The 21,853-nt window shown below is 64.4% G+C and carries 16 protein-coding genes; 1 reads left to right on the forward strand and 15 read right to left on the reverse strand.

All coding sequences use genetic code 11. The features are described from left to right. Window positions 1–77 precede the first annotated feature (77 nt). Complete coding sequence (locus tag ABIB00_RS32855) at window positions 78–872, reverse strand: COG4705 family protein (protein ID WP_247349836.1); 795 nt, start codon at window positions 870–872, stop codon at window positions 78–80. Window positions 873–1,022: 150 nt separating this feature from the next. Beyond that, on the reverse strand, window positions 1,023–2,252 hold the full coding sequence (locus ABIB00_RS32860; protein WP_354107216.1) for an MFS transporter: 1,230 nt from the start codon (window positions 2,250–2,252) through the stop codon (window positions 1,023–1,025). A gap of 130 nt (window positions 2,253–2,382) precedes the next feature. Between ABIB00_RS32860 and ABIB00_RS32865 the strand changes: the two genes are divergently transcribed. After that, the gene (locus ABIB00_RS32865; RefSeq protein WP_354107217.1) at window positions 2,383–3,291 is read left to right on the forward strand and encodes a LysR family transcriptional regulator; all 909 of its coding nucleotides are present in this window, start codon (window positions 2,383–2,385) and stop codon (window positions 3,289–3,291) included. A gap of 57 nt (window positions 3,292–3,348) precedes the next feature. Here ABIB00_RS32865 and ABIB00_RS32870 read toward each other — a convergent pair whose 3' ends face one another. The 13 genes from ABIB00_RS32870 to ABIB00_RS32930 form a co-directional block, all read right to left on the reverse strand. Further along, the gene (locus ABIB00_RS32870; protein WP_354047326.1) at window positions 3,349–3,840 is read right to left on the reverse strand and encodes a septal ring lytic transglycosylase RlpA family protein; all 492 of its coding nucleotides are present in this window, start codon (window positions 3,838–3,840) and stop codon (window positions 3,349–3,351) included. 337 nt (window positions 3,841–4,177) lie between these two features. After that, a complete protein-coding gene (locus ABIB00_RS32875; protein WP_354107218.1) occupies window positions 4,178–5,398 on the reverse strand; it encodes an acyl-CoA dehydrogenase family protein in 1,221 nt (406 codons plus the stop codon). A 191-nt stretch (window positions 5,399–5,589) separates the two neighbouring features. Continuing rightward, window positions 5,590–6,798, reverse strand: coding sequence for an ABC transporter substrate-binding protein (locus ABIB00_RS32880; protein ID WP_247447289.1), 1,209 nt, complete (start codon window positions 6,796–6,798; stop codon window positions 5,590–5,592). Between the two features lie 194 nt (window positions 6,799–6,992). Further along, a complete protein-coding gene (locus ABIB00_RS32885; RefSeq protein WP_354107219.1) occupies window positions 6,993–8,516 on the reverse strand; it encodes an FAD-dependent oxidoreductase in 1,524 nt (507 codons plus the stop codon). Window positions 8,517–8,543: 27 nt separating this feature from the next. Next, window positions 8,544–9,170, reverse strand: coding sequence for a GTP cyclohydrolase I FolE (folE, locus tag ABIB00_RS32890; RefSeq protein WP_247447292.1), 627 nt, complete (start codon window positions 9,168–9,170; stop codon window positions 8,544–8,546). A gap of 136 nt (window positions 9,171–9,306) precedes the next feature. Then, on the reverse strand, window positions 9,307–10,197 hold the full coding sequence (locus ABIB00_RS32895; protein ID WP_247349827.1) for an alpha/beta fold hydrolase: 891 nt from the start codon (window positions 10,195–10,197) through the stop codon (window positions 9,307–9,309). Window positions 10,198–10,244: 47 nt separating this feature from the next. Then, the gene (locus ABIB00_RS32900) at window positions 10,245–11,072 is read right to left on the reverse strand and encodes a metal-dependent phosphohydrolase (RefSeq protein WP_354107220.1); all 828 of its coding nucleotides are present in this window, start codon (window positions 11,070–11,072) and stop codon (window positions 10,245–10,247) included. Window positions 11,073–11,290: 218 nt separating this feature from the next. Further along, window positions 11,291–12,169 carry a transglutaminase family protein gene (locus ABIB00_RS32905; protein WP_354107221.1) on the reverse strand — a complete coding sequence of 293 codons (879 nt, stop codon included), beginning with the start codon at window positions 12,167–12,169 and terminating at the stop codon, window positions 11,291–11,293. Beyond that, complete coding sequence (locus ABIB00_RS32910; RefSeq protein ID WP_354107222.1) at window positions 12,166–14,691, reverse strand: circularly permuted type 2 ATP-grasp protein; 2,526 nt, start codon at window positions 14,689–14,691, stop codon at window positions 12,166–12,168. Before ABIB00_RS32910 ends, ABIB00_RS32905 begins: the two co-directional genes overlap by 4 nt. A gap of 27 nt (window positions 14,692–14,718) precedes the next feature. Next, entirely contained in the window at window positions 14,719–17,994 is a 3,276-nt protein-coding gene (locus ABIB00_RS32915; RefSeq protein ID WP_354107223.1) for a transglutaminase family protein, read from the reverse strand. Window positions 17,995–18,112: 118 nt separating this feature from the next. After that, window positions 18,113–19,636, reverse strand: a complete 1,524-nt coding sequence (locus ABIB00_RS32920) for a UxaA family hydrolase (protein WP_247349822.1) — start codon at window positions 19,634–19,636, stop codon at window positions 18,113–18,115. A 159-nt stretch (window positions 19,637–19,795) separates the two neighbouring features. Next, on the reverse strand, window positions 19,796–20,572 hold the full coding sequence (locus ABIB00_RS32925) for an HpcH/HpaI aldolase family protein (protein ID WP_247349821.1): 777 nt from the start codon (window positions 20,570–20,572) through the stop codon (window positions 19,796–19,798). Between the two features lie 143 nt (window positions 20,573–20,715). Then, the gene (locus ABIB00_RS32930) at window positions 20,716–21,801 is read right to left on the reverse strand and encodes a malate/lactate/ureidoglycolate dehydrogenase (RefSeq protein ID WP_354107224.1); all 1,086 of its coding nucleotides are present in this window, start codon (window positions 21,799–21,801) and stop codon (window positions 20,716–20,718) included. Between the last annotated feature and the right edge of the window lie 52 nt (window positions 21,802–21,853).

The following is a 21,853-nucleotide window of genomic DNA, read 5'->3' on the forward strand; positions in this document are numbered from 1 at the left end:
CCAATCGATAGAAGAGTTGGGCCACGAGGCCGTTGTCGAAGCTGGAGACATCAGCGACCGCTGTGTCCTCGCCAGGATCATGTGGAACTTGCAGTCGCCGCTGGATGCCTTCCCGCTCTCTGAGGCAGCAACAGCAGGCACGCGAGGATACACGCAGCCAACACCGCTGAGGCAAAGGGCCGGCTTAGATGAAGCCCACCCTGGCTTACCGGCTTATCGAGGAAGTCTCCGACCGTCGCACCGAGAGGTCGGGTGAGAATAAAGGCCGCCCAGAACAGAACCACGTGGGAGATGTTGGTCCAGTAGTAGGCAGCGACAAGGACAGCCAGTCCAGCGCCAAACACAAGTGCGCCACCTTCGTATCCAAGTCCCGCATCCGCGACCCAATCACCAAGCGCTGTGCCGAGCGTCTGGGAAAACGTGATTGTCATCCAATAGAAGGCTTCCACCTTCGGCGTGGCCACCGTCTGAACATTCACCGAGCCGAGGGCAAGATACCAAGCGGCGAGCGAGCACAATACGCAGGCTAACAAAATAGACGAGCCTCCCGTGTAGCCGACACCCAACGAGCGATCAAAAAGGTCGGCCATCGCCGTGCCAACCGTCGTCGAGGCCACAATGGCCAGCCAATAAATCCAGGCGTTGAACCGCCTCATCGAAATTTGCACAATCACTGCCGCAACAAACACGGCAAAGAAGATGGCAGTGCCGATCAAATAGCCGCCATTTTGAGCATTTTGGTCAGCGTGCAGCCAGCCCATCGTAACCAAGTCACCGCCGGTTTCGCCGAGCGTCGTGGCAAGGATCTTGATGATCCAAAATCCAAGTGTGACCTCAGGAACTTTGCTGAGCACCTCATCACTATTCTGCATTTGGATCTCGCAATCGCGGGCCGGTCAAGTCGCTGTCGCACAACGCGCTCAGCCGCTCCAGGATACACTTCGGAAATATAAATCTTCGTGATGTTCCCGGCCTGCGCTGCTGTCTGGTGGTCTCCTTTTCGGCGTGTCGGCGAGGCTGCGTCACAAGGCCGGGCTCGCCGACCCGCAAGCAGCGCATCGAACGTCGGCTGTTGCCTTGCGTCGAAGGGCTCCGACCAAAATGACGGACGATGAGAGAGCGAGGATGGCGGCGCTGAACAGAAAGGTGCTTTGATAGCCGCTGTAGTCGAAGAGAACGCCGCCGCCGGCCGCTCCCGTGGTGATGGCCAGTTGCACCACCGCGACCATCAGGCCGCCGCCTGCTTCGGCATCATTGGGCAAAGCCTTGCTGACCCACGTCCACCAACCCACGGGCGCGGCCGTCCCGATGAAGCCCCACAGGAACATCAGCGGGGCAATTGCAATCGGTGACGAACCGAATGCCGTCACTGCGACGGCTATGAGAGCCATCGCGAACGGCATGATAATGAGGGACATGTAGAGACGTTCGCGGATGACGAACCCGATGATCGATGTCCCGATGAGACCCGCAACCCCCATGAGGAGCAGGAGCGCCGAGATCGTCGTGACATCGACGCGCGTTACCGTTTCGAGGAACGGCCGCAAATACGTGAAGAGTGCGAACTGTCCGAGGAAGAACAGCGCGGCTGCGAGCGTGCCGTAAGGCACTTGCGGGTGGCGCAAGACCTTGAACGCTACCGCCACGCTGGCCCGCGCCTGGCTCGGCATCGCCGGCAGCGTGAGGAACTGCCAGACAAAAGTTAGCGCGGCGACGGGAACAACACAGAAGAACGCACCGCGCCAGCCGATGTATTGGCCGAGAAAGCTGCCGAGCGGCGCAGCAATCGTGGTCGCGAGCGCATTGCCGCCATTGAGAACCGCAAGAGCGCGCGGCAGGTCGGTGGCCGGGACCAGGCGGATCATCGTCGCGGCCGACAGCGACCAGAAACCGCCGATCGTGATCCCGACAAGCGCCCGTCCGGCGATGAAGACTGGATAGTTGGGAGCGAAGGCTACGATGACGCCAGATACCAACATCAAGCCAGTCAGCCACAGCAAGAGCGAGCGACGATCGAAACCAGCCGTCGCCGCCGAGATGAACAGACTGGCCAGAACGGCGAACAGCCCGGAAACGGAAATGGCCTGTCCTGCCTGTCCTTCCGTCAGGTGAAGGCCGCTGGCGATCGGCGTAAGCAGGCTGACAGGCATGAACTCGGACGCGACGAGCGTCGAGGCGCAAAGCGACAGCGCGAAAACCGCACTCCATGCGGCCATTGGCTGCGTTGTGTTCTGATCGGTTGTGACGTCCATCGGGCATCCATAGGTCGAGGGGCGCCCAGGCTGGCGCTGTTCCTGACAACAGATAGAGGTCCGGCCGGCGTTCGATTAGACGATATAATTTGCTTGCATTGATCGATGCGGGCCATGAATAGTCGCAGCCATGGCAGGCCAGGATTTCAACGATCTGCTGGCTTTCGTAGCCGTCGCCCGCGAGCGCAGCTTTACGAAAGCCGCCGCGAAACTGGGCGTCGTGCAGTCGACGCTCAGCCATACAATCAAGCGCCTGGAATCGCAGATGGGCCTGCGGCTTCTCACGCGCACGACCCGCAGCGTCGGCCTGACCGAGGCGGGCGAGCGACTTCAGGCCTCGGTTGCGCCCCGCATCGAAGAGATCGAGCGCGATATCGCGGCGCTGATGTCCCTGCGCGACACGCCGTCGGGGACCGTCCGGATCACGCTCTCCGACCATGCGCTGGAAACGGTCGTCTGGCCAAAGCTGTCGCCGGCCCTGAAAAAATATCCCGACCTCAAAGTCGAGTTCAGTCTCGACACGGCCTTCCGCAACATCGTCGAAGACGGTTTCGATGCAGGCATACGCCTCGGTGAGAGTGTCGAGAAAGACATGATCGCGGTGCGCATCGGCCCGGATTGGCGGCTCGTCGCGGTCGCCTCGCCCGGATATCTGAAAGAGCACCCGAAACCAAAGCATCCGCAAGATCTGTTGGATCACGTCTGCATCAAACGTCGCGAGGCGGCGGGCGGTCATTATGTATGGGAGTTCGCCAAGAACGGTTCTGACTTGCGGGTACGCATCGAGGGACAAGTGACCTTCAATGAGTCGCGCGCGATGATCGACGCCGCCGTGAAGGGCTTCGGCATCGCCTATGTCCCCGAAGACATGGTGGCGCAGCACATCCGGTCCGGCGAACTCGTCATCGTGCTCGACGACTGGTCGCCGAAGTTCGATGGCTATTATGTCTATTATCCGACCTCGCGGCAGAACTCGGCTGCACTCAAGGTGATCGTCGACGCGCTACGCCATCACGACGCGCGAAGGAAGCGCGGTTAGTATGAAGCTTTTCCGCCATCCCGGAGGGCTGTGCTGTGCCTCCCTCGGGTATAGCGTTCAGCCAACAGGCCCAGGAATCCAATCGTCGCCGGACAGTGGCTTGACCGTGACGTCTGGAATGACACCAAGCTCCATGCTCGGATCGAAATGGCGCATCGTCCGCTCATTGAGGTCAATGATGCGGCCGGGCCTGAGCGGCCCCACGTCATTTATCTTGACGATGACCTTCTTGCCGACGGCCTCGACGAGAGCATATTTCGGTCGCGCCCCGAATTGGACCCCACCAAATTTCCGACGCAAGCTCGTCTTGATCGCAGCCGTCCATACCGAGGGATCATAACGCTCGCCGGAGGCTGTGCTCGGGCCGCCTTCCTCCTTACCGGGCTTGAACGGATTATACGTGGATGCTGCGCCAACGATCGCATCCCCAGAGGCGGCATCGACCACAGCGCTTGGCTGAACCTCACTTGTTGCGCTTCGAGCAACGGTAACGGAAACGGCAAGCGTAACCAGGGCGCCGCAAATTGCGGCGCTCGAGCGGAACAACATCAGATCTCCTTTGATTTTCCGGATCGTGCGGTTCCCGATGCCGCAGAACATGGTCAAGCGAACGCGGAGGCGTTTCGAACTTGCGCCAATTCTTTGCGGATTCGAGCCAACCCCGGCTGCGGAACCTTTGTGGGAACCAGATCGGTCCCGCACAGTGTTTTAGTCGTAGCCGTCTAAGACAGGAATTGCGTCAGCAGCATGACTCCGAGAGTCACGGATTTCGGCTTCCGGAGTCTTACGTGCTCAGCGGTAGAAGCGGATTGCGGGACTTCCGTGAAAACCGCAACAGCGCGAGACTGCAGGAGACGTTCATATCGTCGTTCGGCAGCAGGAGGCTTTAGCCTACGCCGATCATCCCGCCGCGCTTGATCAGCTCCTTGCCGACCGCGGCCAGATGCACCTGATCCGGTCCGTCGCCGATACGGATGAAGCGGGCGTAGACGTAAGCACGTGCGAGGAACGTATCCTGCGAGACGCCGGCAGCGCCGTGGATCTGGATGGCGCGGTCGATGACGCGGGCGGCCATGCTGGGCACCACGATCTTGGCGGCTGCAATCAGGTCGCGCGCGGCCTTGTTGCCTTCGCGGTCCATCCTGTCGGCGGCCTGCAGCGTGAGCAAGCGCGCCTGCGCGATCTCGCAGAAGGAGTGTGCGATGTCCTCGCGCACCGAGCCCTGCTCGGCGAGCGGCTTGCCGAAGGCTGTGCGGGAGACTGCGCGCTGGCACATCAATTCCAGCGCGCGCTGGGCGCAACCGATCAGTCGCATGCAATGATGGATGCGGCCGGGGCCGAGCCTACCTTGCGCGATTTCGAAGCCGCGGCCTTCGCCGAGCAGGATGTTCTCGGCGGGCACACGGACGTTCTCGTAGACGATCTCGGGGTGGCCGACCGGCGCGTCGTCGTAGCCGTAAGTGAGCATGTCCCGGACGATGCGCACGCCAGGCGTCGCCTTCGGCACCAGGATCATGGATTGCTGGCGATGACGATCGGGATCGTCGGGCGCGGTCTTGCCCATCACGATCAGGATCTCGCAATCCTCGTTCATTGCGCCTGATGTGAACCACTTCCGGCCGTTGACGACGTAGTCGCCGCCGTCGCGCTTGATCTGGCACTGGATGTTGGTGGCGTCGCTGGAGGCGACCTGCGGCTCCGTCATCGAGAAGCCGGAGCGGATGCGTCCTTCCAGCAGCGGCTTCAGCCAGCGCTCCTGCTGCGCGGGCGTTCCGTAATTCGCCAGCACCTCCATGTTGCCGACATCGGGCGCCGAGCAGTTGAAGATTTCGGGCGCCCAGAGGATGCGGCCCATGATCTCCTTCACGGGCGCATATTCGAGATTTGTCAGCCCTGGTCCGTGCTCGCCGGAGAGGAACAGGTTCCAGAGCCCCTGTTCGCGCGCCAGCCGCTTCAGGTCCTGCAACACTTGCGGCGTCTTGTAGCGCGTCGCTTCCGGCTTCACCTGCTCGTAATAGAGCTCCTCGACCGGCTCGACATGCGTCCGCATGAACTGGCGGACGCGCTCCTGCAGCTCCAGCGAACGGTCGGAGTGGTGGAAATCCATTTTGCTCTCCTGTTCGCTGAAGGTGACGCTCGCCCTTCGAGACGACCGCTCCGCGGTCTCCTCAGGGTCAGGCTAAGCGGCATTCGCGCCTGTTGAACCTGCCGCTACGCATTCCGCCCTCATCCTGAGGAGCCCGCGAAAGCGGGCGTCTCGAAGGATGCGCCGCCATCAACCGCGATAGCCAGCCCGCCTCACGTGCCGCGCAACAGCTCGCTCGCCACGATCCAGTCGTTGCCGTCGAACTGGAGCATATAGCCGTCCTTGATCGGGCGGAAATCCTGCGGCGTGGTGTTGAGCGTGATGCCGGGCATCAGCAGCGACAGCGGCACGTTCTTCAGGTTCGCCGCCTGCGCCATGATGTTCTCGCGCGTCAGATTGTCCTTGCACTGCTTGAGCAGCACCACCAGCGCCTCGGCGACGGTGTAGCCGTAGAGACCGGCAACATTGTTGACGTCGGCATTGGGCAGGCGCTTCTTCATGAAGTCGATATAGGCCGTCATCGCCGGATCGTCCTTCGGCACCTCGACGAACGGCTTGAGCGAGCCGAGCGAGAGCACGCCCTTGCCGGCGTCGAGCCCGGCTGGCACCATCACAGTCGCCTTGTTGGCGCAGCCGGAGGCGAGGAAACGCGTCGCCTGCCAGCCGACCTCATGGGCCTTGCGGATCGCCTGCGCGCAAGCGCGCGGCGTCACCGAATAGATCATGAAGACGTCGGCCTTGGTGTTGGCGAGCGTCAGCACCTGGGAATCGACAGTGGGGTCGGCGACCTCAAAGCTCGACGCCATCGCGATCGCCTTGTCGGCGTCAGCACCAAGCGCTTCCTTGACGCCGCGCAGATACTCCTTGCCGGCGTCGTCGTTCTGATAGAGCACCGCGAAGCGCGCATTGGGGTTCTTGGCGCGGGCATAGGCGACGTCGATCGCGGCTTCGCTGGTGTAGTTCGGGGCCCAAGGCAGCGCCATCGACCAGGGCATGTTGGCGGGGTCGTTCCACTTCGAGGCCGAGCTGATCAGAAATAGCTGCGGCACCTTGTTGCTGTTGAGATATTTCGCGATCGCCGAGCTCGGGGCCGTGCCCATGGTCGCGAAGATGAAGGCGACGCCGTCGCCCTCGACCAGCCGCCGTGCCGCTTCCATGGTCTTCGGCGGCGAGAACGCGTCGTCGAGCGACAGCAGATTGAGCTTGCGGCCGTTGACGCCGCCCTTCTCGTTGACCTCGTCAAAATAGGCCGCGATCACCCTGCCGGTGATGCCGAGCGGCGACGCAGGCCCGCTATAGGGCATGGTGTTGCCGATCTTGATCTCGGTGTCGGTGACGCCGGGACCATAGGATTTTTGTGCGGAGACCGGCGCAGACAGGCAGGCAGCCAGCGCTGCGGCCAGGACAAAAGCGGTTTTCATGGTTTCTCCCCGGTGATGGTCGTCCGCGCGAGGCAGGCGCGGCGTGCTGCTTCTGTCAGCGCGTCAGATCAGCGGAGTTCCGCGAGGCGGTCTTGCGTCGAGTTGCTGGTTAGTGGCGCCGCCGGGACGACAGCCAGCACAGCAGCCCTCGCGGGGAGCATACATTGACGCAAACCAAGATCGGAAGCGGCGCCTCAGCCGCGCGTCCGCTCCATCTCCAGCTCGGCCTTGAGGTTGTCGAGATCGCGATAAATTGAAGCAACCGCAAGGACGCGGCCGCCCTTGCGGTACTTCAGCAGGCAGTCTTTGCCGGAAATGCTGCCGTCGATCGCGATGTCGTCGAAGCTCTCGGCGTGGCCGACATAGTTGATCGGCACGTCATAGTGCTGCGACCAGAAGAACGGCACGGCGTCGAAGCGCTCGCGCTTTCCGAGCATGTTGCGCGCCGCGGTCTGGCCCTGCCGCTCCGCCATGACCCAGTGCTCGACGCGGATGGTTTGCCGCGAATGCGGATCGGGCCAGCGCGCGATGTCGCCGGCCGCGAAGATGCCGGATACGCTGGTCTCCAGATATTCGCTCACGCTGACGCCCCGGTCGACCGCAAGCCCCGCCTGCTCGGCGAGCGCGAGGCGCGGCCTGACGCCGATTCCGACCACGACCAGTTCGGCCTCGATCACGCCGCCGCTCTTCAACGTGGCGCGCGTGCCGTCCAGCTTTTCCACCGTGTCCTTGAGATGGAAGTTGACGCCATTCTCCTCATGCAGCGCGCGCACGAAGTCGCCCATCTCGGGACCGAGCACCTTCTGCATCGGCCGTTCGTCCGGCGCGACCACGTGCACCTCGATCTTGCGTGCCCGCAAGGAGGCGGCAACTTCGAGGCCGATGAAGCTGGCGCCGATCACCAGCGCACGCTTGGCGCTGCCAGCCGCCTTGATGATGGCGCGGCTGTCGGCGACGGAGCGCAAGGTGTAGACATGAGGCTGGTCCGCACCCGGAATCTGCAATCTGACCGGCTCGGCGCCGGTCGCGAGCAGCAGCCGGTCGAACGGCAGCCTGTCGCCGTTGCCCAGCGTCACGCCGCGCGTCTTCGCCTCGATCGCGGAGACTTTCGTGCTGAGTCTGAGGTCGATGCCGGCGTCCTGATAGTAGTCTTCGCCCCGCAGCGGCAGCCAATCCTCCGGAGCGTTGCCCGCGAGATAATCCTTGGAGAGATTTGGCCGGTCGACCGGCATCGCGCTGTCATTGCTGAGCATCGTGATAGCGCCGGCAAAGCCCTCGCGGCGGAGCGTCTGCGCCGCCGCGAAAGCCGCCGCGCCGCCGCCGATGATGACGAATTTTTCCGGCGCTGGCGCTGTACGGTGAGGCACCGAAACCTTCGGCATCTCGCGCTTGCGCTGAACGATGATCTTGTCCTGATCGCGCGAGACCTCCCACACCGCCAGCGCATTCAGCGCCGGCGGACGGGTCGCCTCGCCTGACCGCAAGGAGAAGCAGGCGTGATGCCAAGGGCAGCGGATGGTGTCGGCAACCACCAGGCCTTCGGCGAGCGGACCGTGATAGTGGCTGCAGGCCGGCTCGATCGCAAAGATCTCGCTGCCGGCCTGCACCAGCAGGACATCTTCCTCGCCGACATGGCCGAGCAATTTGCCGTCCTTGAACTCGGCGAGCGACACGCCCCTGCACAGGTCGGGCCCGCTTGGCTTCTTGTCCTCGGTCATGGCGTCGCCTCCTTGAACTGTCGCGGATCAATCGACCGAATTGGCCAGCCCCAGCAGCTCCTGGCGTGTCAACGCATTGTCGCGGAACACGCCGAGCATGCGGCTGGTGACGAGATCGGTCCCCGGCTTGTGCGCGCCGCGCGTGGTCATGCAGTGATGCGTTGCCTTGATGATGACCCCGACGCCTTCGGGCCTCAGCACATCGTTGATCGTGTTGGCGATCTGCGCGGTCATCTTCTCCTGGATCTGAAGCCGTTTGGCGTAGATGTCGACGAGACGCGCGAGCTTGGAGATGCCGACTACGCGCCGTTGCGGGATATATGCGACCCAGGCGCGGCCGACGATCGGTGCCATGTGGTGCTCGCAATGGCTTTCGAAGCGAACGCCGCGCAGGACGATCATCTCGTCATAGCCTTCGATCTCCTCGAACGTCTTTTGCAGAATTTCGGTCGGATCCTGTGCATAACCGGAGAAATACTCCTCGAAGGCGCGCGTGACCCGGTCCGGCGTGTCGCGTAGACCGTCGCGCGCGGGATCGTCGCCGGCCCAGCGGATCATGGTGCGGATCGCCTGCTCGACCTCGGCCCTCTCAGGCCGTTCGCTCGGCGCCTGCGCGACCGCGACACGTTCCAGCCTGCGTGTTTGTGTCTTCATCGAGAACCTCCCCTGCAACGAACCGCATACAGAAAGCGGCCCCACAGCTTGGACGGCTGCGATTGGAAAAGGTTCCCGGAATCAGGAAAAATCGGAAGCTGGCAGGCGGCGAGACAGTGGGACGAGAAACCCGGCTCTATGACGCCGCTTGCCGCACATCAAGCACGGCCTGCGCCCATTCCGCCGGCCGCTCCTGCGGCAGGTTGTGACCGGCATCCGTGAGCACGCGTGCCTCGAAAAAGCCCTCGAACTTGCGCGCGTGATGCGCCGTGCCGAAATTGACGCCATCGCTGTCGCCGTCGACCGCGATGGTCGGGACACGGATCGGCGGCTGGCCTGCGAGCCTTGCCTCGATCGCGGCGTATGCGGGATCGCCCGCGACCAGCGCGTAACGATGTCGATAGGAGTGGATCACGACATCGACGAAATCAGGGTTGTCGAACGAGATTGCGCTGTTCTCGAACGTCGTGTCGTCGAAAGTCCATTTCGGCGACCACATCGCCCAGAGCTGGCGCGCAAAGCCGCGCCGATTGCGCTCCAGCGCGCGGCGGCCGCGCTCGTTGTGGAACAGATATTGATACCAGAGTGCCGCCTCCTCCGGCGGTGAGGCCGGCTCCATGGCGCGGGCGATGTTCTGGATGTTGTAGGAATTGCCGGAGACCAGCCCGATCACGCGCTCGGGATACAGCACCGAGACCACACAGGCCGCGCGGCCGCCCCAGTCATAACCGCCGACCACCGCGCGCTTGATGCCGAGCGCATCCATGAAGGCCAGCAGATCGGCACCAAGCGCCGCCTGCTCGCCGGAGCGTAGCGTCTCTGGAAAGCGGAACCGCGTCGGTCCGTAGCCGCGCAGCCAGGGCACCAGCACCCGCGCGCCCGCCTGCGCGATGATCGGCGCGGTCTCGGCATAGGCGTTCACGTCGTAGGGAAAGCCGTGGCCCATGATGCAAGGCCAGCCGTCCGGCGCGCCGTATTCGCGATAGGCGATGTCGAGAATATCCGTGCTGATTGTTTTTTGTTGCATGATTGGCTTGCGGACTCGCTCGAAGACCTAGCCCGACTACCCGGTCGTTACTTCTGCGGGCCGGACAGCGAGATGTCGCGCTCGGCCCGGAATACGTTGCTGTAGAGATTGGCGATCCACTGCCGGCCGATCTCGGTCTTGTTGAGATAGCCGATCTCGGTCTGGATGTGCGGTGCGACGCTGTTCCAGTAAAATTGCGGATAGCGGTTCACGACGTCGGCCGGCGAGTCATAACCGAGCTGACGATTGATGCCGACCTCCTCGAACTCGTAGTAAAGTGCGTTGGCCTTGCGCAGATAATTGGGGTCGCCGAGCTGGCCGATGAAGTCGGCAGCGCGCAGGATCGAGGCCTCGTCGTCATAGTCCCGGCCTTCCTGGGCCGGAAACCGCGTGCCCTCAATGGCGCGAGCAATGCGTTCCGGATCCAGCCCGGGAATATGCCGCAGCCGCCGCGTTACATAAAGCTTGGAACGATCGACGTGATACATCATCAAACTCGCGTCCGATGCACCGCGCGGCAACGAGATCTTGGTGTCGGCCGCATCGATCACGAAGCCGTCGGCGTCATCCTCCTCGAACAGGCCACGCACATAGCCGATGTCGTGGGCGAGGCAGGCGATCAGGACATGGACGTAGTCCGCGGCCGACAGATGCGTATGAAGACTTCGGCCGCTGAGAATGGAATGGCCGACCAGCGTCACCAGCATCGTATGCTCGATATTGTGATAGAGCGCATCGCTGTTGCCGATGCATTCCATCGCGGTGCGGGTCGCGCTCTCGACAATACTTGCGGACGTCTCGTCGTACCGGCGACGCATGAACGTACCGAGCAACTTCTCGAGGGACTCGGCCGCCAGTCTCGGCAACGTCATCATGGATGCAGCCCCGCTTGTCGGTGGTGTCCCACGCCTACTCCCGACGTCTCATTGTAGTCCTCGACGCAACCGTCAGCATAGCCCATCTTGGGCCGCGTGACCAAATGCCGTGACGAAAATACGGAAATATGTTGCGGTTGTGTCCCGCGATATCGCGGTTGCGGTGCCGGCTCGATAAACCCAGTCCTGGGGCGGCGCCGCGACGGCAGGACCCGCAATCATTCCACCAGCAGCACGTCGACGGCGACGTCGAGCTTCTGCTTCGGCGAGCCGACGATGATGCCGTCGACCGGCGAGACGTCGGAAAAGTCGCGGCCGACCGCGAGCACGATATGGTCGCCAGCGACCATAAGATCGTTGGTCGGATCGAAATCGACCCAACCAAACTCCGCCCCGCACCACAGCGACACCCAGGCATGGGTGGCGTCGGCGCCCTGCAGGCGCGGCTGGCCCGCCGGCGGAATGGTACGCAAATATCCGCTGACATAGGCCGCGGGGAGGCCCAGCCCGCGCAAGCCCGCGATCATCACATGGGCAAAATCCTGACAGACGCCATGGCGCTTGGCGAAGACCTCGTCGAGCGGCGTCGAGATCACCGTCGCCTTGGGGTCGTAGCGAAACTCGGTGCGGATGCGATGCATGAGATCGACCGCTCCTGCGAGGATGCCCGCGCCGGGCGCAAAGCTGGTCGCCGCATAGGCGCTGACCGGCCCCAGCACCGGCACCAGCGGGCTCGCAAAGACATAGCCGACCGGCGAGGACGGCCCGAGGCTCGTCGCCTCGAAGGAGATGTCGCGAACGCTCTCCCAGGCCGGGCTCGCAGCGGCGCGCGCCGGCGGCTGGCGCGACACCTTCACGCGCGAGCGCGAATCGATGCGCAGAGTGCGATGCGCGGCCTCGATCACGACGCTCTCGGTCAGGGTGCCGAAAAAATCACGGCGAACATGACGCTCAGCGGGGCGCGGACGGATCTCGACATTATGCGAGATCAGCTCCTGGTCGTTGCCGCCCCTCGGCTCCAGCCGCAGCGTGCAGCGGGCGAAGCTGACCGGATTCTCGTACTCGTAAGTGGTGACGTGACGGATGTCGTAGATCACGCCAGCCCCGTCAGCTTTTCCGGGCGGCTGGCATTGGGGCCGTGCGGGAAATAGTGCTGCCCGACCGCCTCGGCGAGGCTGAGCAGATCCTGCTCCAGCGCGAACAGCGTCTTGACCTCGAGCTTCTCGGCCTCCGCGGTCGCAAGCATTGCCTGCATCGCGACCGCAAGCCGTTGCGGCTTCTCGATCAAGCCGTGCTCCTTCAGGCTCGGCAGCGCGGCGATATGCTCGTTCAGCGCCGTCACCTGGAACGCCACCGAACGTGGATTGTAGCTGTCGAGCACGGCGAGGTCGCGCACCGGTGCCAGGATCGGCGCCAGCAGATAACGCGAGCGGTAGGTGATCTGGCAATCCACCAGCGTCAGCAGGATATCGAGATCCTCGTCGCCGGCCTCGTCATAGGCGAACTGCCGGGCAAACCGCGTGGTGTTGATGGCGCGCTCGGTGCGGCGGCCGATATCGAGAAAGCGCCAGCCGGCGGCGCGGTTCATGTTCTCATGCGCAAGGCCGGCAAAGCTCGCGAGCTCCTGCAAGGTCAGCTCGGCCGCGCTCAGCACACCGTCGTCGCCCTCGACCTCCAAGGCCAACCGCTCGGTCATCTCGGTGATGACTTGCCAGGCATCGGGCGATAGTCGCTCGCGCAGCGAGGTCGCCGTGCGCTGGGCCGCGCGGGCCAGCGACAATGCCGAGCCGAAACGCTCCGGGCTCTGCAGCGCTTCGGCAACGATGCGGCTGGGCGCCGCGCGAGACGTCTGCGAGATCGCGCCCCAGGCCACAAGCAAGCGCTGAATACGCTCGGCAGATTGCAGCGAGGCCGCGGTGCCCTTGTTGGGCCCGCTCGGCGAGCCCAGCGCCCGCACCAGCCGCAGCGTCGCCTCGGCGCGTTCGAGATAGCGGCCGAGCCAGTACAGATTGTCGGCGGCGCGACTCGGCAGCACGCCGGCGATACGGCGGATGCGCACCTTGTCGGTCGCAGGCAGCAGCGTCGCGGTCGGGACCTGCTTGTCCGAGACCACCCAGACGTCGGCGGAGCGCGCGCCGTCGCCCATCGACACCGCGCGCGCATCCGACTGCTCGGCGATCCGGCAGAAGCCGCCGGGCATGATGGCCCAACCGTCGGGCGTCGCAGCTGCGAACACGCGCAGCACGAAGGGACGGGGCGTGATCTGCCCCTGGTCCCACACCGGCATGGTCGAGAGCCGCACCACCTCCTGGCCGACATAGTCCATGCCGCGCGCAGCGATGGCGTCGGTCAGGCGCCGGCGTGCGCCGGCTTCGAGCTCGCTCGCGAGCACCGGACCGTTGTTGTCAAAACCGGGAACGCCGCGCCGGTAGGCGCCTCCGATCGCGACCTCGTCGAGCCGCGACAGCACCTCATCGCGCGCCGAGCGCTGGCCGCACCACCAGGTCGCGATGTGCGGCATCTTCAGCTCTTCACCGAGCAGGCGACGGCTGAGCGCCGGCAGGAAGCCGAGCATCGCGCGCGCCTCCAGCACGCCGGAGCCCGGCATGTTGGCGACGACGACGCCGTCCTTGCGCAGCACGTCGATCAGGCCGGCGACCCCCAGCCGCGAGGAGGCATCGAGCTCGAGCGGATCCAGCGAGTTGGAATCGACCCGGCGCAGCAGCACGTCGAGCCGCTTGAGACCCGCAACCGTGCGGATGTGGATATGGTCGTCGCTGACGGCGAGATCGTCGCCCTCGACCAGCAGGAAGCCGAGATAGCGCGCCAGCGTCGCGTGCTCGAAATAGGTCTCGCTGAAGCTGCCCGGCGTCAGCACGCCGATGCGCGGCTCGTCGCGATCGGCGCGCGCACGAAGACTATCTCGAAACGCCTCGAAGAACGGCGCGACGCGCGGGACGTTCATCGACTTGTAGAGGTCGGAGAAGGCGCGCGAGAGCACCAGGCGGTTTTCCAGCGCATAGCCCGCGCCCGACGGTGCCTGCGTGCGGTCGCCAAGCACCCACCAGCGGCCGTCGGGTCCGCGGCCGACGTCGGCGGCATAGAGCGAGAGATAGCGCCCGCCGGGAGGCTCCACGCCGCAGACGGGACGAAGATATTCGGGACTGCCGGCGATCGCGGCGGCCGGCAACGCGCCTTCGGCGACGAGCCGGCCCTCGCCATAGATGTCGCGCAGCACGAGCTCGAGCAGCTCGGCGCGCTGGGTGATGCCGTCCGACAGCTGCTTCCAATCGGCCTCGTCGATCAGCAGCGGCAGATGGCTGATCGACCACGGCCGGTCGGCGCTCTCGCCGGGCGCGCGATAGGTGACGCCGGCCTCGCGCAGATGTCGGTCGGCCATGCCAAACCGCCGCTCGACCTCGTCGGGCGCGAGCGCGCCGAAGGCGTCGAAGAACCGGCTCCAGACCGCGCGCGGGGCGCCGTCGGGCCCCAGGAATTCGTCGGGGATGCCGGGCAGGCGGCGATAGTCGCGGACCCATTGCGCGAAGCGGCGCTGGCCTTGACGTTGGCCTTGCGCCCTACCCGCCTTGTCGTCCTCTTCGGCTGCGCCCTCGGCCATGCGCCTCTCCCTGCCCCGGCATCATACTCATTGCAGGAGCGGGGTCCGCAAGTCGAGGGTCAGCGGAAACTCACTTGTGCGTTCTTCGGGCGGCGGCTGCATCGGCCCCGGCGTGTGGCCATGGTCCTGGAAGCGCGCCAGCCGCCTCGCCTCGGCCTCATAGGTATTGACGGGCTTGGTGTCGTAGCTGCGGCCGCCGGGATGGGCGACGTGATAGACGCAGCCACCGAGCGAGCGGCCATTCCAGGTGTCGATGAGGTCGAAGGTCAGAGGCGCGTGCACCGGAATGGTCGGATGCAGGCCGGAGGCCGGCTGCCACGCCTTGAAGCGGACACCGGCCACGGCTTCCCCGGAGCGACCGGTGGAGGTCATCGGCAGGCGGCGGCCATTGCAGGTGACGATATGGCGACCCTCGACAAAACCCTCGGCCTTCACCTGGAGCCGCTCGACCGATGAGTCGACATAGCGCACGGTGCCGCCGGCCGAGCCCTCCTCGCCGAGCACGTGCCAGGGCTCCAGCGCCTGCCGCAATTCCAGCGTCACGCCGCCATGATGGACGCGGCCGAAGGCGGGAAAGCGGAATTCGAGCTGGGCCAGATACCATTCCGGCTCGAACGGATAACCGAACTGCTTCAGCTCGCTGAGCACTTCGAGGAAATCTTCCCAGATGAAGTGCGGCAGCATGAAGCGATCGTGCAGCGCGGTGCCCCAGCGCACGAACTTGCCGGCCTGCGGCTCGCGCCAGAGTTTTGCGATCAGCGCGCGGATCAGCAACTGCTGCGCCAGCGACATGCGCGGATCGGGCGGCATTTCGAGCGCGCGAAATTCGACGAGGCCGAGCCGGCCGGTCGGTCCATCCGGCGAATAGAGCTTGTCGATGCAGATCTCGGCGCGATGGGTGTTTCCGGTGATGTCGACGAGGAGATGCCGGAACAGGCGGTCCACCAGCCACAGCGGCGCCTGATAGCCTGGCGGCGGAACGTGCGAGAGCGCGACTTCGAGCTCGTAAATGCTATCGTGGCGGGCTTCGTCGATGCGCGGCGCCTGGCTGGTCGGGCCGATGAACAGGCCGGAAAAGAAATAGGACAGAGACGGATGACGCTGCCAGTACAGCACCAGACTTTTCAGTAGATCCGGCCGGCGCAGGAACGGCGAGTCCTGCGGTGAGGAGCCGCCGAGCACGACATGATTGCCACCGCCGGTGCCGGTGTGGCGGCCGTCGACGAGGAAGCGATTGGCGCCGAGACGAATCTTGGCGGCATCCTCATAAAGCCCGACGGTGATGTCGACCGCCTCACGCCAGTTCTTTGCCGGTTGGACGTTGACTTCGATCACGCCGGGGTCAGGCGTCACCTTGATGACGTCGATGCGCGGATCGAACGGCGGCGGATAACCTTCGACATGGACCTGGAGCTGCATCTCCTCGGCGGTCGCTTCGAGGGCTGCGATCAGCTCGAGATAATCCTCGATGCGCTCGACCGGCGGCATGAAGGCGCAGAGCACGCCGTCGCGGACTTCGATCGACATCGCGGTGCGGACCGGCTCCGATTTGTCGAGACTTTCCAGCGCGAGCTGCGGCGCCGCAGATTGCGGGCGCGGCATGCGGCCGAACACCGGCAGCTTGGCCCGCGTCTCTATCGGGTCCTGTTCGACGATATAAGGATAGCGATCGGGCGGAACATATTCGAGCGCCTTGAGCGGCAACCGCAGTCCGAGCGGGGAATCGCCGGGCATCAGGAACAGATGGTTGCGACGCAGACTCCAGCGCTCGCTGCGCCAGCGCGGCGCTTCCGCGTTCCAGCGCTGCACCGGCAGCACGAAGCCCTTTGGCGTAGCGAGCCCCTCGTCGAACACCCGCGCCATACGCGCGCGCTCTTCCGGATCGGACAGCTTGGAGTCGGAAGGATCGACGTTGACGGGAAGCTCCCCCTCCTTCTGCAACCAGTAGGCGGGATCTTCATAGGCCGGCATGATGTAGCCAGGATTTAGGCCGAGCCGTGCCGCCGTGCCCTCGATAAAGGCTTCGGCGTCCCTGACCTCGGCACGCCGCGGCGTCCCGACCGTGGCGATGAGGTCGGCATTCTTCCAGATCGGCACGCCGTCCTTGCGCCAGTAGAGACCAAAGGCCCAGCGCGGCAGGCTCTCTCCGGGATACCATTTCCCTTCGCCGTAATGCAGCAGGCCGCCCGGCGCAAAGCGGGTGCGGAGGCGGCGGATCAGATCGTCCGCCAGCGCGCGCTTGGTCGGACCGACGGCGTCAATGTTCCATTCGGCCGCTTCGAGGTCATCGACGGAGACGAAGGTCGGCTCGCCGCCCATGGTGAGCCGGACGTCCTGCGCAGCGAGATCTCCGTCGACCCGCTCGCCGAGATCGTTGAGCCGCGTCCAGGATTCGTCGGAGAAAGGCTTTGTGATGCGCGGCGCCTCGCGGATGCGCCGGACGCTCATGTCGAAGGCGAACTCGACCTCGGCGAAGCCGGCGCCGCCGGAGAGCGGCGCCGCCGAGCGGTAGTGCGGCGTGGCGGCAACCGGGATGTGCCCCTCGCCCGCAAGCATGCCCGAGGTCGCGTCGAATCCGATCCAGCCCGCGCCCGGCAGATAGACCTCGGCCCAGGCGTGCAGGTCGGTGAAATCATTCTCGACCTCCGGCGGCCCCTCGATCGGATCGATGTCGGGACGGACCTGGATCAGATAACCGGAGACGAAACGGGCGGCGAGACCGAGATGACGGAAGGTCTGGATCAGAAGCCAGGCGGAGTCGCGGCACGAGCCGGCGCAGGAGGTGAGCGTCTCTTCGGGCGTCTGCACGCCCGCCTCCATGCGAATGACGTAGCGAATCTTCTCCCGCAGCCGCTTGTTGAGATCGACCAGGAAGTTGACCGTGTTCGGGGCTTCGTGCGGGATCGTGTCGAGGTATTTCGCGAACAGGCGATCGGGCTTGATCGTCTCGAGATAAGGCGCGAGCTCTGTCTTCAGATCCTGGGTATATTCGAACGGAAAGCTGTCGGCATAGGGCTCGACGAAGAAGTCGAACGGATTGACCACGGTCATCTGCGCCGTGAAATCAACCTCGATCTTCAGCTCCGTCGCCTTCTCTGGGAAGACGTAGCGCGCCAGCCAATTTCCCTGCGGATCCTGCTGCCAATTCACGAAGTGATTGGCGGGGGTGACCTTGAGCGAATAGCTCAGGACCGGCGTGCGTGTGTGCGGCGCCGGCCGCAGGCGAATGGTCTGCGGGCCGAGATCGATCGGGCGATCGTATTTGTAGTGGGTGACGTGGTGTAATGCGACGTAGATCGACACGGGGTGCGGTGCTCCAGCAGCTTTTTTGAGCAGAACACCGCTGGTGACCTCGATCAAGCATGAACAACGGGCAGACCGTGCCTATGAAAGTATCCGCCGTAGCCCTACGCGGCGACCGTTACATCGTCGCGCCCAGCACCCAGGGCGCGAACTCGGCGCCGCCGAAATCGAAGCTCTCGCTCTTGGTCGGCTGGCCCGACGCCGTCTTGAGGATAAGATCGAAGATGCGCTGACCGCATTGCTGGACGCTCTCCTCGCCTTCGAGGATGGTGCCGCAATTGACGTCCATGTCCTCTTCCATGCGCTTGTACATGGGCGTGTTGGTGGCGAGCTTGATCGAGGGCGCCGGCTTGCAGCCGAACACACTGCCGCGGCCCGTGGTAAAGCAGACCAGATTGGCGCCGCCTGCCACCTGCCCGGTCGCAGCGACAGGATCGTAGCCGGGCGTGTCCATGAACACGAAACCCTTTTTGGTGACGGGCTCAGCATAGCGCAGCACCTCGACGAGGTTGGTGGTGCCGGCCTTCGCCATCGCGCCGAGCGACTTCTCCAAGATGGTGGTGAGGCCGCCGGCCTTGTTGCCGGGGCTCGGATTGGCGTTCATCTCGGCGCCTTCGCGCTCGGTATATTCGTCCCACCAGCGCATAAGATCGACCAGCTTCTCGCCGACCTCGCGGCTGACGGCACGGCGCGTGAGCAGATGTTCGGCGCCATATGTCTCCGGCGTCTCCGACAGGATCACGGTGCCGCCGTGACGCACGATCAGATCGCTGGCCGCACCCAGCGCCGGGTTGGCGGACACACCGGAATAGCCGTCCGAGCCGCCGCATTGCAGCGCCACGGTCAATTCACTCACGGCGACGCTCTCGCGCTTGACCTTGTTGGAATCCGCGAGTGCCTCGCGCACAAAGGCGATGCCGGCTTCCACCGTCTTGCGGGTGCCGCCGACCTCCTGGATGTCCATCGCGCGCAGGCGGCCGGCGAGCTTCTGCTCTTCCATCAGGCCGCCGATCTGGTTCACCTCGCAGCCGAGGCCGAGCACGATCACATGAGAGAAGTTCACATGCCGCGCGTAACCGCCGAGCGTGCGGCGGAGCAGCGCCAGCGGCTCGTTCTGCGTCATGCCGCAGCCGGTCTTGTGGGTCAGCGCGACCACGCCGTCGACATTGGGGAAATCGGCCAGCGGATTGTCGCCGGTGAACGGATTCTTCTTGAAGACGTCGGCAACAAGGCTCGCGACATGCGCGCTGCAATTCACCGAGGTGAGGATGCCGATATAGTTGCGCGTGGCAACGCGGCCATCCGGGCGGCGGATGCCTTCGAAGGTCGCCGGCAGGTCGAAATTCGGCGTCGGCTTGACGTCGACGCAATAGGCATAGTCCTTGGCGAAGTCGCCCATGCCGCAGTTCTGCACGTGCACATGCTGGCCCGGCGCGATCGGCGTGGTCGCGAAGCCGATTATCTGGCCGTAACGAATGACCGGCTCGCCAACGGCGATCGGCTTGATCGCGACCTTGTGGCCGGAAGGAATCCGCTCGACCGTGGTCACGCCGTCGGCCACCAATTTGCCCGGCGGCAAGCTTGCGCGCGCGATCAGCACGCCATCATCGGGATGCAGGCGAATGACGGGGCTGATGGTCATGGGAGTCTCCTATATCGCAACTATCGTGCCCCGGACGCTGCGAAGCGCGAAAGCAATGCGCAGCGTCCAGGGCCAATTTGTCGTGTCTCTCGCAAGCGACTGGATCCCGGCTCTGCGGAGCGGCACTGCGCGCCGCACCGCGTCCGGGACACAGAGAGCTCACGCCTTGCCGGACGAATCCTTGCGGGTCGCGTTGACCTGCATCTTGGCGTAGGTGGTCATCAGGCCGACCTCGTTCGAGAGCGTCACCAGCTTGAAGCCCATGTTGACGGCGCGCGCGGCACCTTCCGCACCGCTGCAATGGATGCCCGGGTTGAGGCCGCGCTTGCCGCACTCCTTGATGATCTTCTCATAGATCGCGAGGATCTCCGGCTCGGTGCGATCGAGCTTGGGCTCGAGGCCGTAGGAGAAGCCGAGATCGGACGGGCCGATATAGACACCATCGATGCCTTCGACGTCGAAGATCGCTTCCATGTTCTCGACCGCGGTCCTGGTCTCCATCATCGGCAGCAGGACAATGTCGTCGTTGGCTGTCTTCTGATAGGAGCCCGCGGTGCCGTACATGCCGGCGCGGATCGGGCCGTTGGAGCGCACGCCCTTCGGCGGATATTTGGCATAGGAAACGAGGTTCCTGGCTTCCTGCGGCGTATTGACCATCGGGCAGATCACGCCATAGGCGCCGCCGTCGAGCACCTTGCCGATGATGCCGGGCTCGTTCCAGGGCACGCGGACCATCGGCGTGACCGGATGCTTGTCCATCGCCTGGAAGCACTGCACCATCGACAGATAATCCTGCACGCCGTGCTGCATGTCGACGGTGACGCTGTCGAAACCGCATTGTGCGACCATCTCGGCCGAGAAGCCGGAGGGAATCGCCAGCCACGCGTTGACCACGGCCTTGCCCGACTTCCAGATTTCCTTGACCTTGTTCGCCACGTTGCCTTCCTTCTTTGTTGTTTTGATCGTGTTTATTTGGACCGTGTTATTTGGACCTTCGTCACCATGACGAGCGTCGCGACAGCACAATCTGCTGTTACCGCGAACCGGGGCGCCGCGCTACGCTCGCAATGACGCAAGACCTATGCGGTTGCCCGCTGGATGCTGACTTCGCTGACGCCGACCTCGCGGGCGGTGTTCACTATTGCGGCCCAGGTGTCATCCGGCAAGGGGATGCCGTTTCGGGTCCGCTCAGCCCGGGTTTTCCGCTCGGGATCACCGGGAATCAGGACCTGATCGACCCCGGCGACCGGCTTGGTGGCGCGGATGAACTCGGCATAGCGCGACACCTCTGCGTCGAAGACATGGGAGGTATCGACCACTTTCGGATCGACGTAAAACGCCAGCATGCCGTTGGCGAAGCGGCGACCGCCGGAAGTGGCACCGGTTCCGGTCAGCGCGCCGCCGAGCAGCTCGCACATGAAGGCAAGCCCCGAGCCCTTGTGCTCGCCGAAGGCGCGGATCGCCCCGGTACCCTTGGTGTGATCGCGCGGACCTTCCGGCATATAGGGGCCGTAGAGCACGGCGGGGTCCTCGCTGAGGCTGCCGTCGGCATCGACCAGCGCGCCCTTGGGCAGCTTCTTGCCGCCGCGGCTCGCGACCAGCACCTTCCCCTCCGCCACGACCGAGGTCGCAAAATCGAGCACGATCGGGTCCTGGCCCTCGCGCGGGATGCCGACGCAGTAAGGCGCAGTGGAGAGCCGTTTCTCAACGCCGCCGAACGGCGCCACCAGCAGCGAGCCCGCGGCATTGACGAAATGCACCGAGATCAGCCCTTCGGCGGCGGCCATCTCGGCCCAGTCGCCGACGCGGCCGATATGGCCGGCATTGCGCAGCGCGACCGCGGCGAGCCCGGCCCTCTTGCATTTCTCGATGCCGATCCGGACCGCCTGCGGAGTCACGGTCTGGCCGTAGCCGAACTTGCCGTCGACGACCGCGAGCGAGGGTGTATCGAGCACGATTTCGGCGTTCTGGTTCGGGACCACAAAGCCCGTCTTCTTCCAGCGGATGTAGACGGGCACGCGGATGACGCCATGGCTGTCATGGCCGGTCAGATTGGCCGTGGTCAGATAGGTCGCAATCCGCCTCGCCTCCTCCGGAGAGGACTCCGCGTGGCCGAATACCTCGCCGACGAAATCGATGAGGTTCTGGACCTGGATCGTGACCATGAATTGACCTCCCGGTTATTGTCTGGGCATGATCTTTTCGGAAAACCGCTGC

The sequence above is a fragment of the Bradyrhizobium sp. LB14.3 genome (assembly GCF_040547985.1).
Lineage (GTDB): Bacteria > Pseudomonadota > Alphaproteobacteria > Rhizobiales > Xanthobacteraceae > Bradyrhizobium.

What these genes read in the sequence shown, in the direction of transcription:
- ABIB00_RS32855 (WP_247349836.1), bottom strand. Translation starts at nt 872, where the DNA reads ATGCAGAATAGTGATGAGGTGCTCAGCAAAGTTCCTGAGGTCACACTT.
- ABIB00_RS32860 (WP_354107216.1), bottom strand. Translation starts at nt 2,252, where the DNA reads ATGGACGTCACAACCGATCAGAACACAACGCAGCCAATGGCCGCATGG.
- ABIB00_RS32865 (WP_354107217.1), top strand. Translation starts at nt 2,383, where the DNA reads ATGGCAGGCCAGGATTTCAACGATCTGCTGGCTTTCGTAGCCGTCGCC.
- ABIB00_RS32870 (WP_354047326.1), bottom strand. Translation starts at nt 3,840, where the DNA reads ATGTTGTTCCGCTCGAGCGCCGCAATTTGCGGCGCCCTGGTTACGCTT.
- ABIB00_RS32875 (WP_354107218.1), bottom strand. Translation starts at nt 5,398, where the DNA reads ATGGATTTCCACCACTCCGACCGTTCGCTGGAGCTGCAGGAGCGCGTC.
- ABIB00_RS32880 (WP_247447289.1), bottom strand. Translation starts at nt 6,798, where the DNA reads ATGAAAACCGCTTTTGTCCTGGCCGCAGCGCTGGCTGCCTGCCTGTCT.
- ABIB00_RS32885 (WP_354107219.1), bottom strand. Translation starts at nt 8,516, where the DNA reads ATGACCGAGGACAAGAAGCCAAGCGGGCCCGACCTGTGCAGGGGCGTG.
- folE (WP_247447292.1), bottom strand. Translation starts at nt 9,170, where the DNA reads ATGAAGACACAAACACGCAGGCTGGAACGTGTCGCGGTCGCGCAGGCG.
- ABIB00_RS32895 (WP_247349827.1), bottom strand. Translation starts at nt 10,197, where the DNA reads ATGCAACAAAAAACAATCAGCACGGATATTCTCGACATCGCCTATCGC.
- ABIB00_RS32900 (WP_354107220.1), bottom strand. Translation starts at nt 11,072, where the DNA reads ATGATGACGTTGCCGAGACTGGCGGCCGAGTCCCTCGAGAAGTTGCTC.
- ABIB00_RS32910 (WP_354107222.1), bottom strand. Translation starts at nt 14,691, where the DNA reads ATGGCCGAGGGCGCAGCCGAAGAGGACGACAAGGCGGGTAGGGCGCAA.
- ABIB00_RS32920 (WP_247349822.1), bottom strand. Translation starts at nt 19,636, where the DNA reads ATGACCATCAGCCCCGTCATTCGCCTGCATCCCGATGATGGCGTGCTG.
- ABIB00_RS32930 (WP_354107224.1), bottom strand. Translation starts at nt 21,801, where the DNA reads ATGGTCACGATCCAGGTCCAGAACCTCATCGATTTCGTCGGCGAGGTA.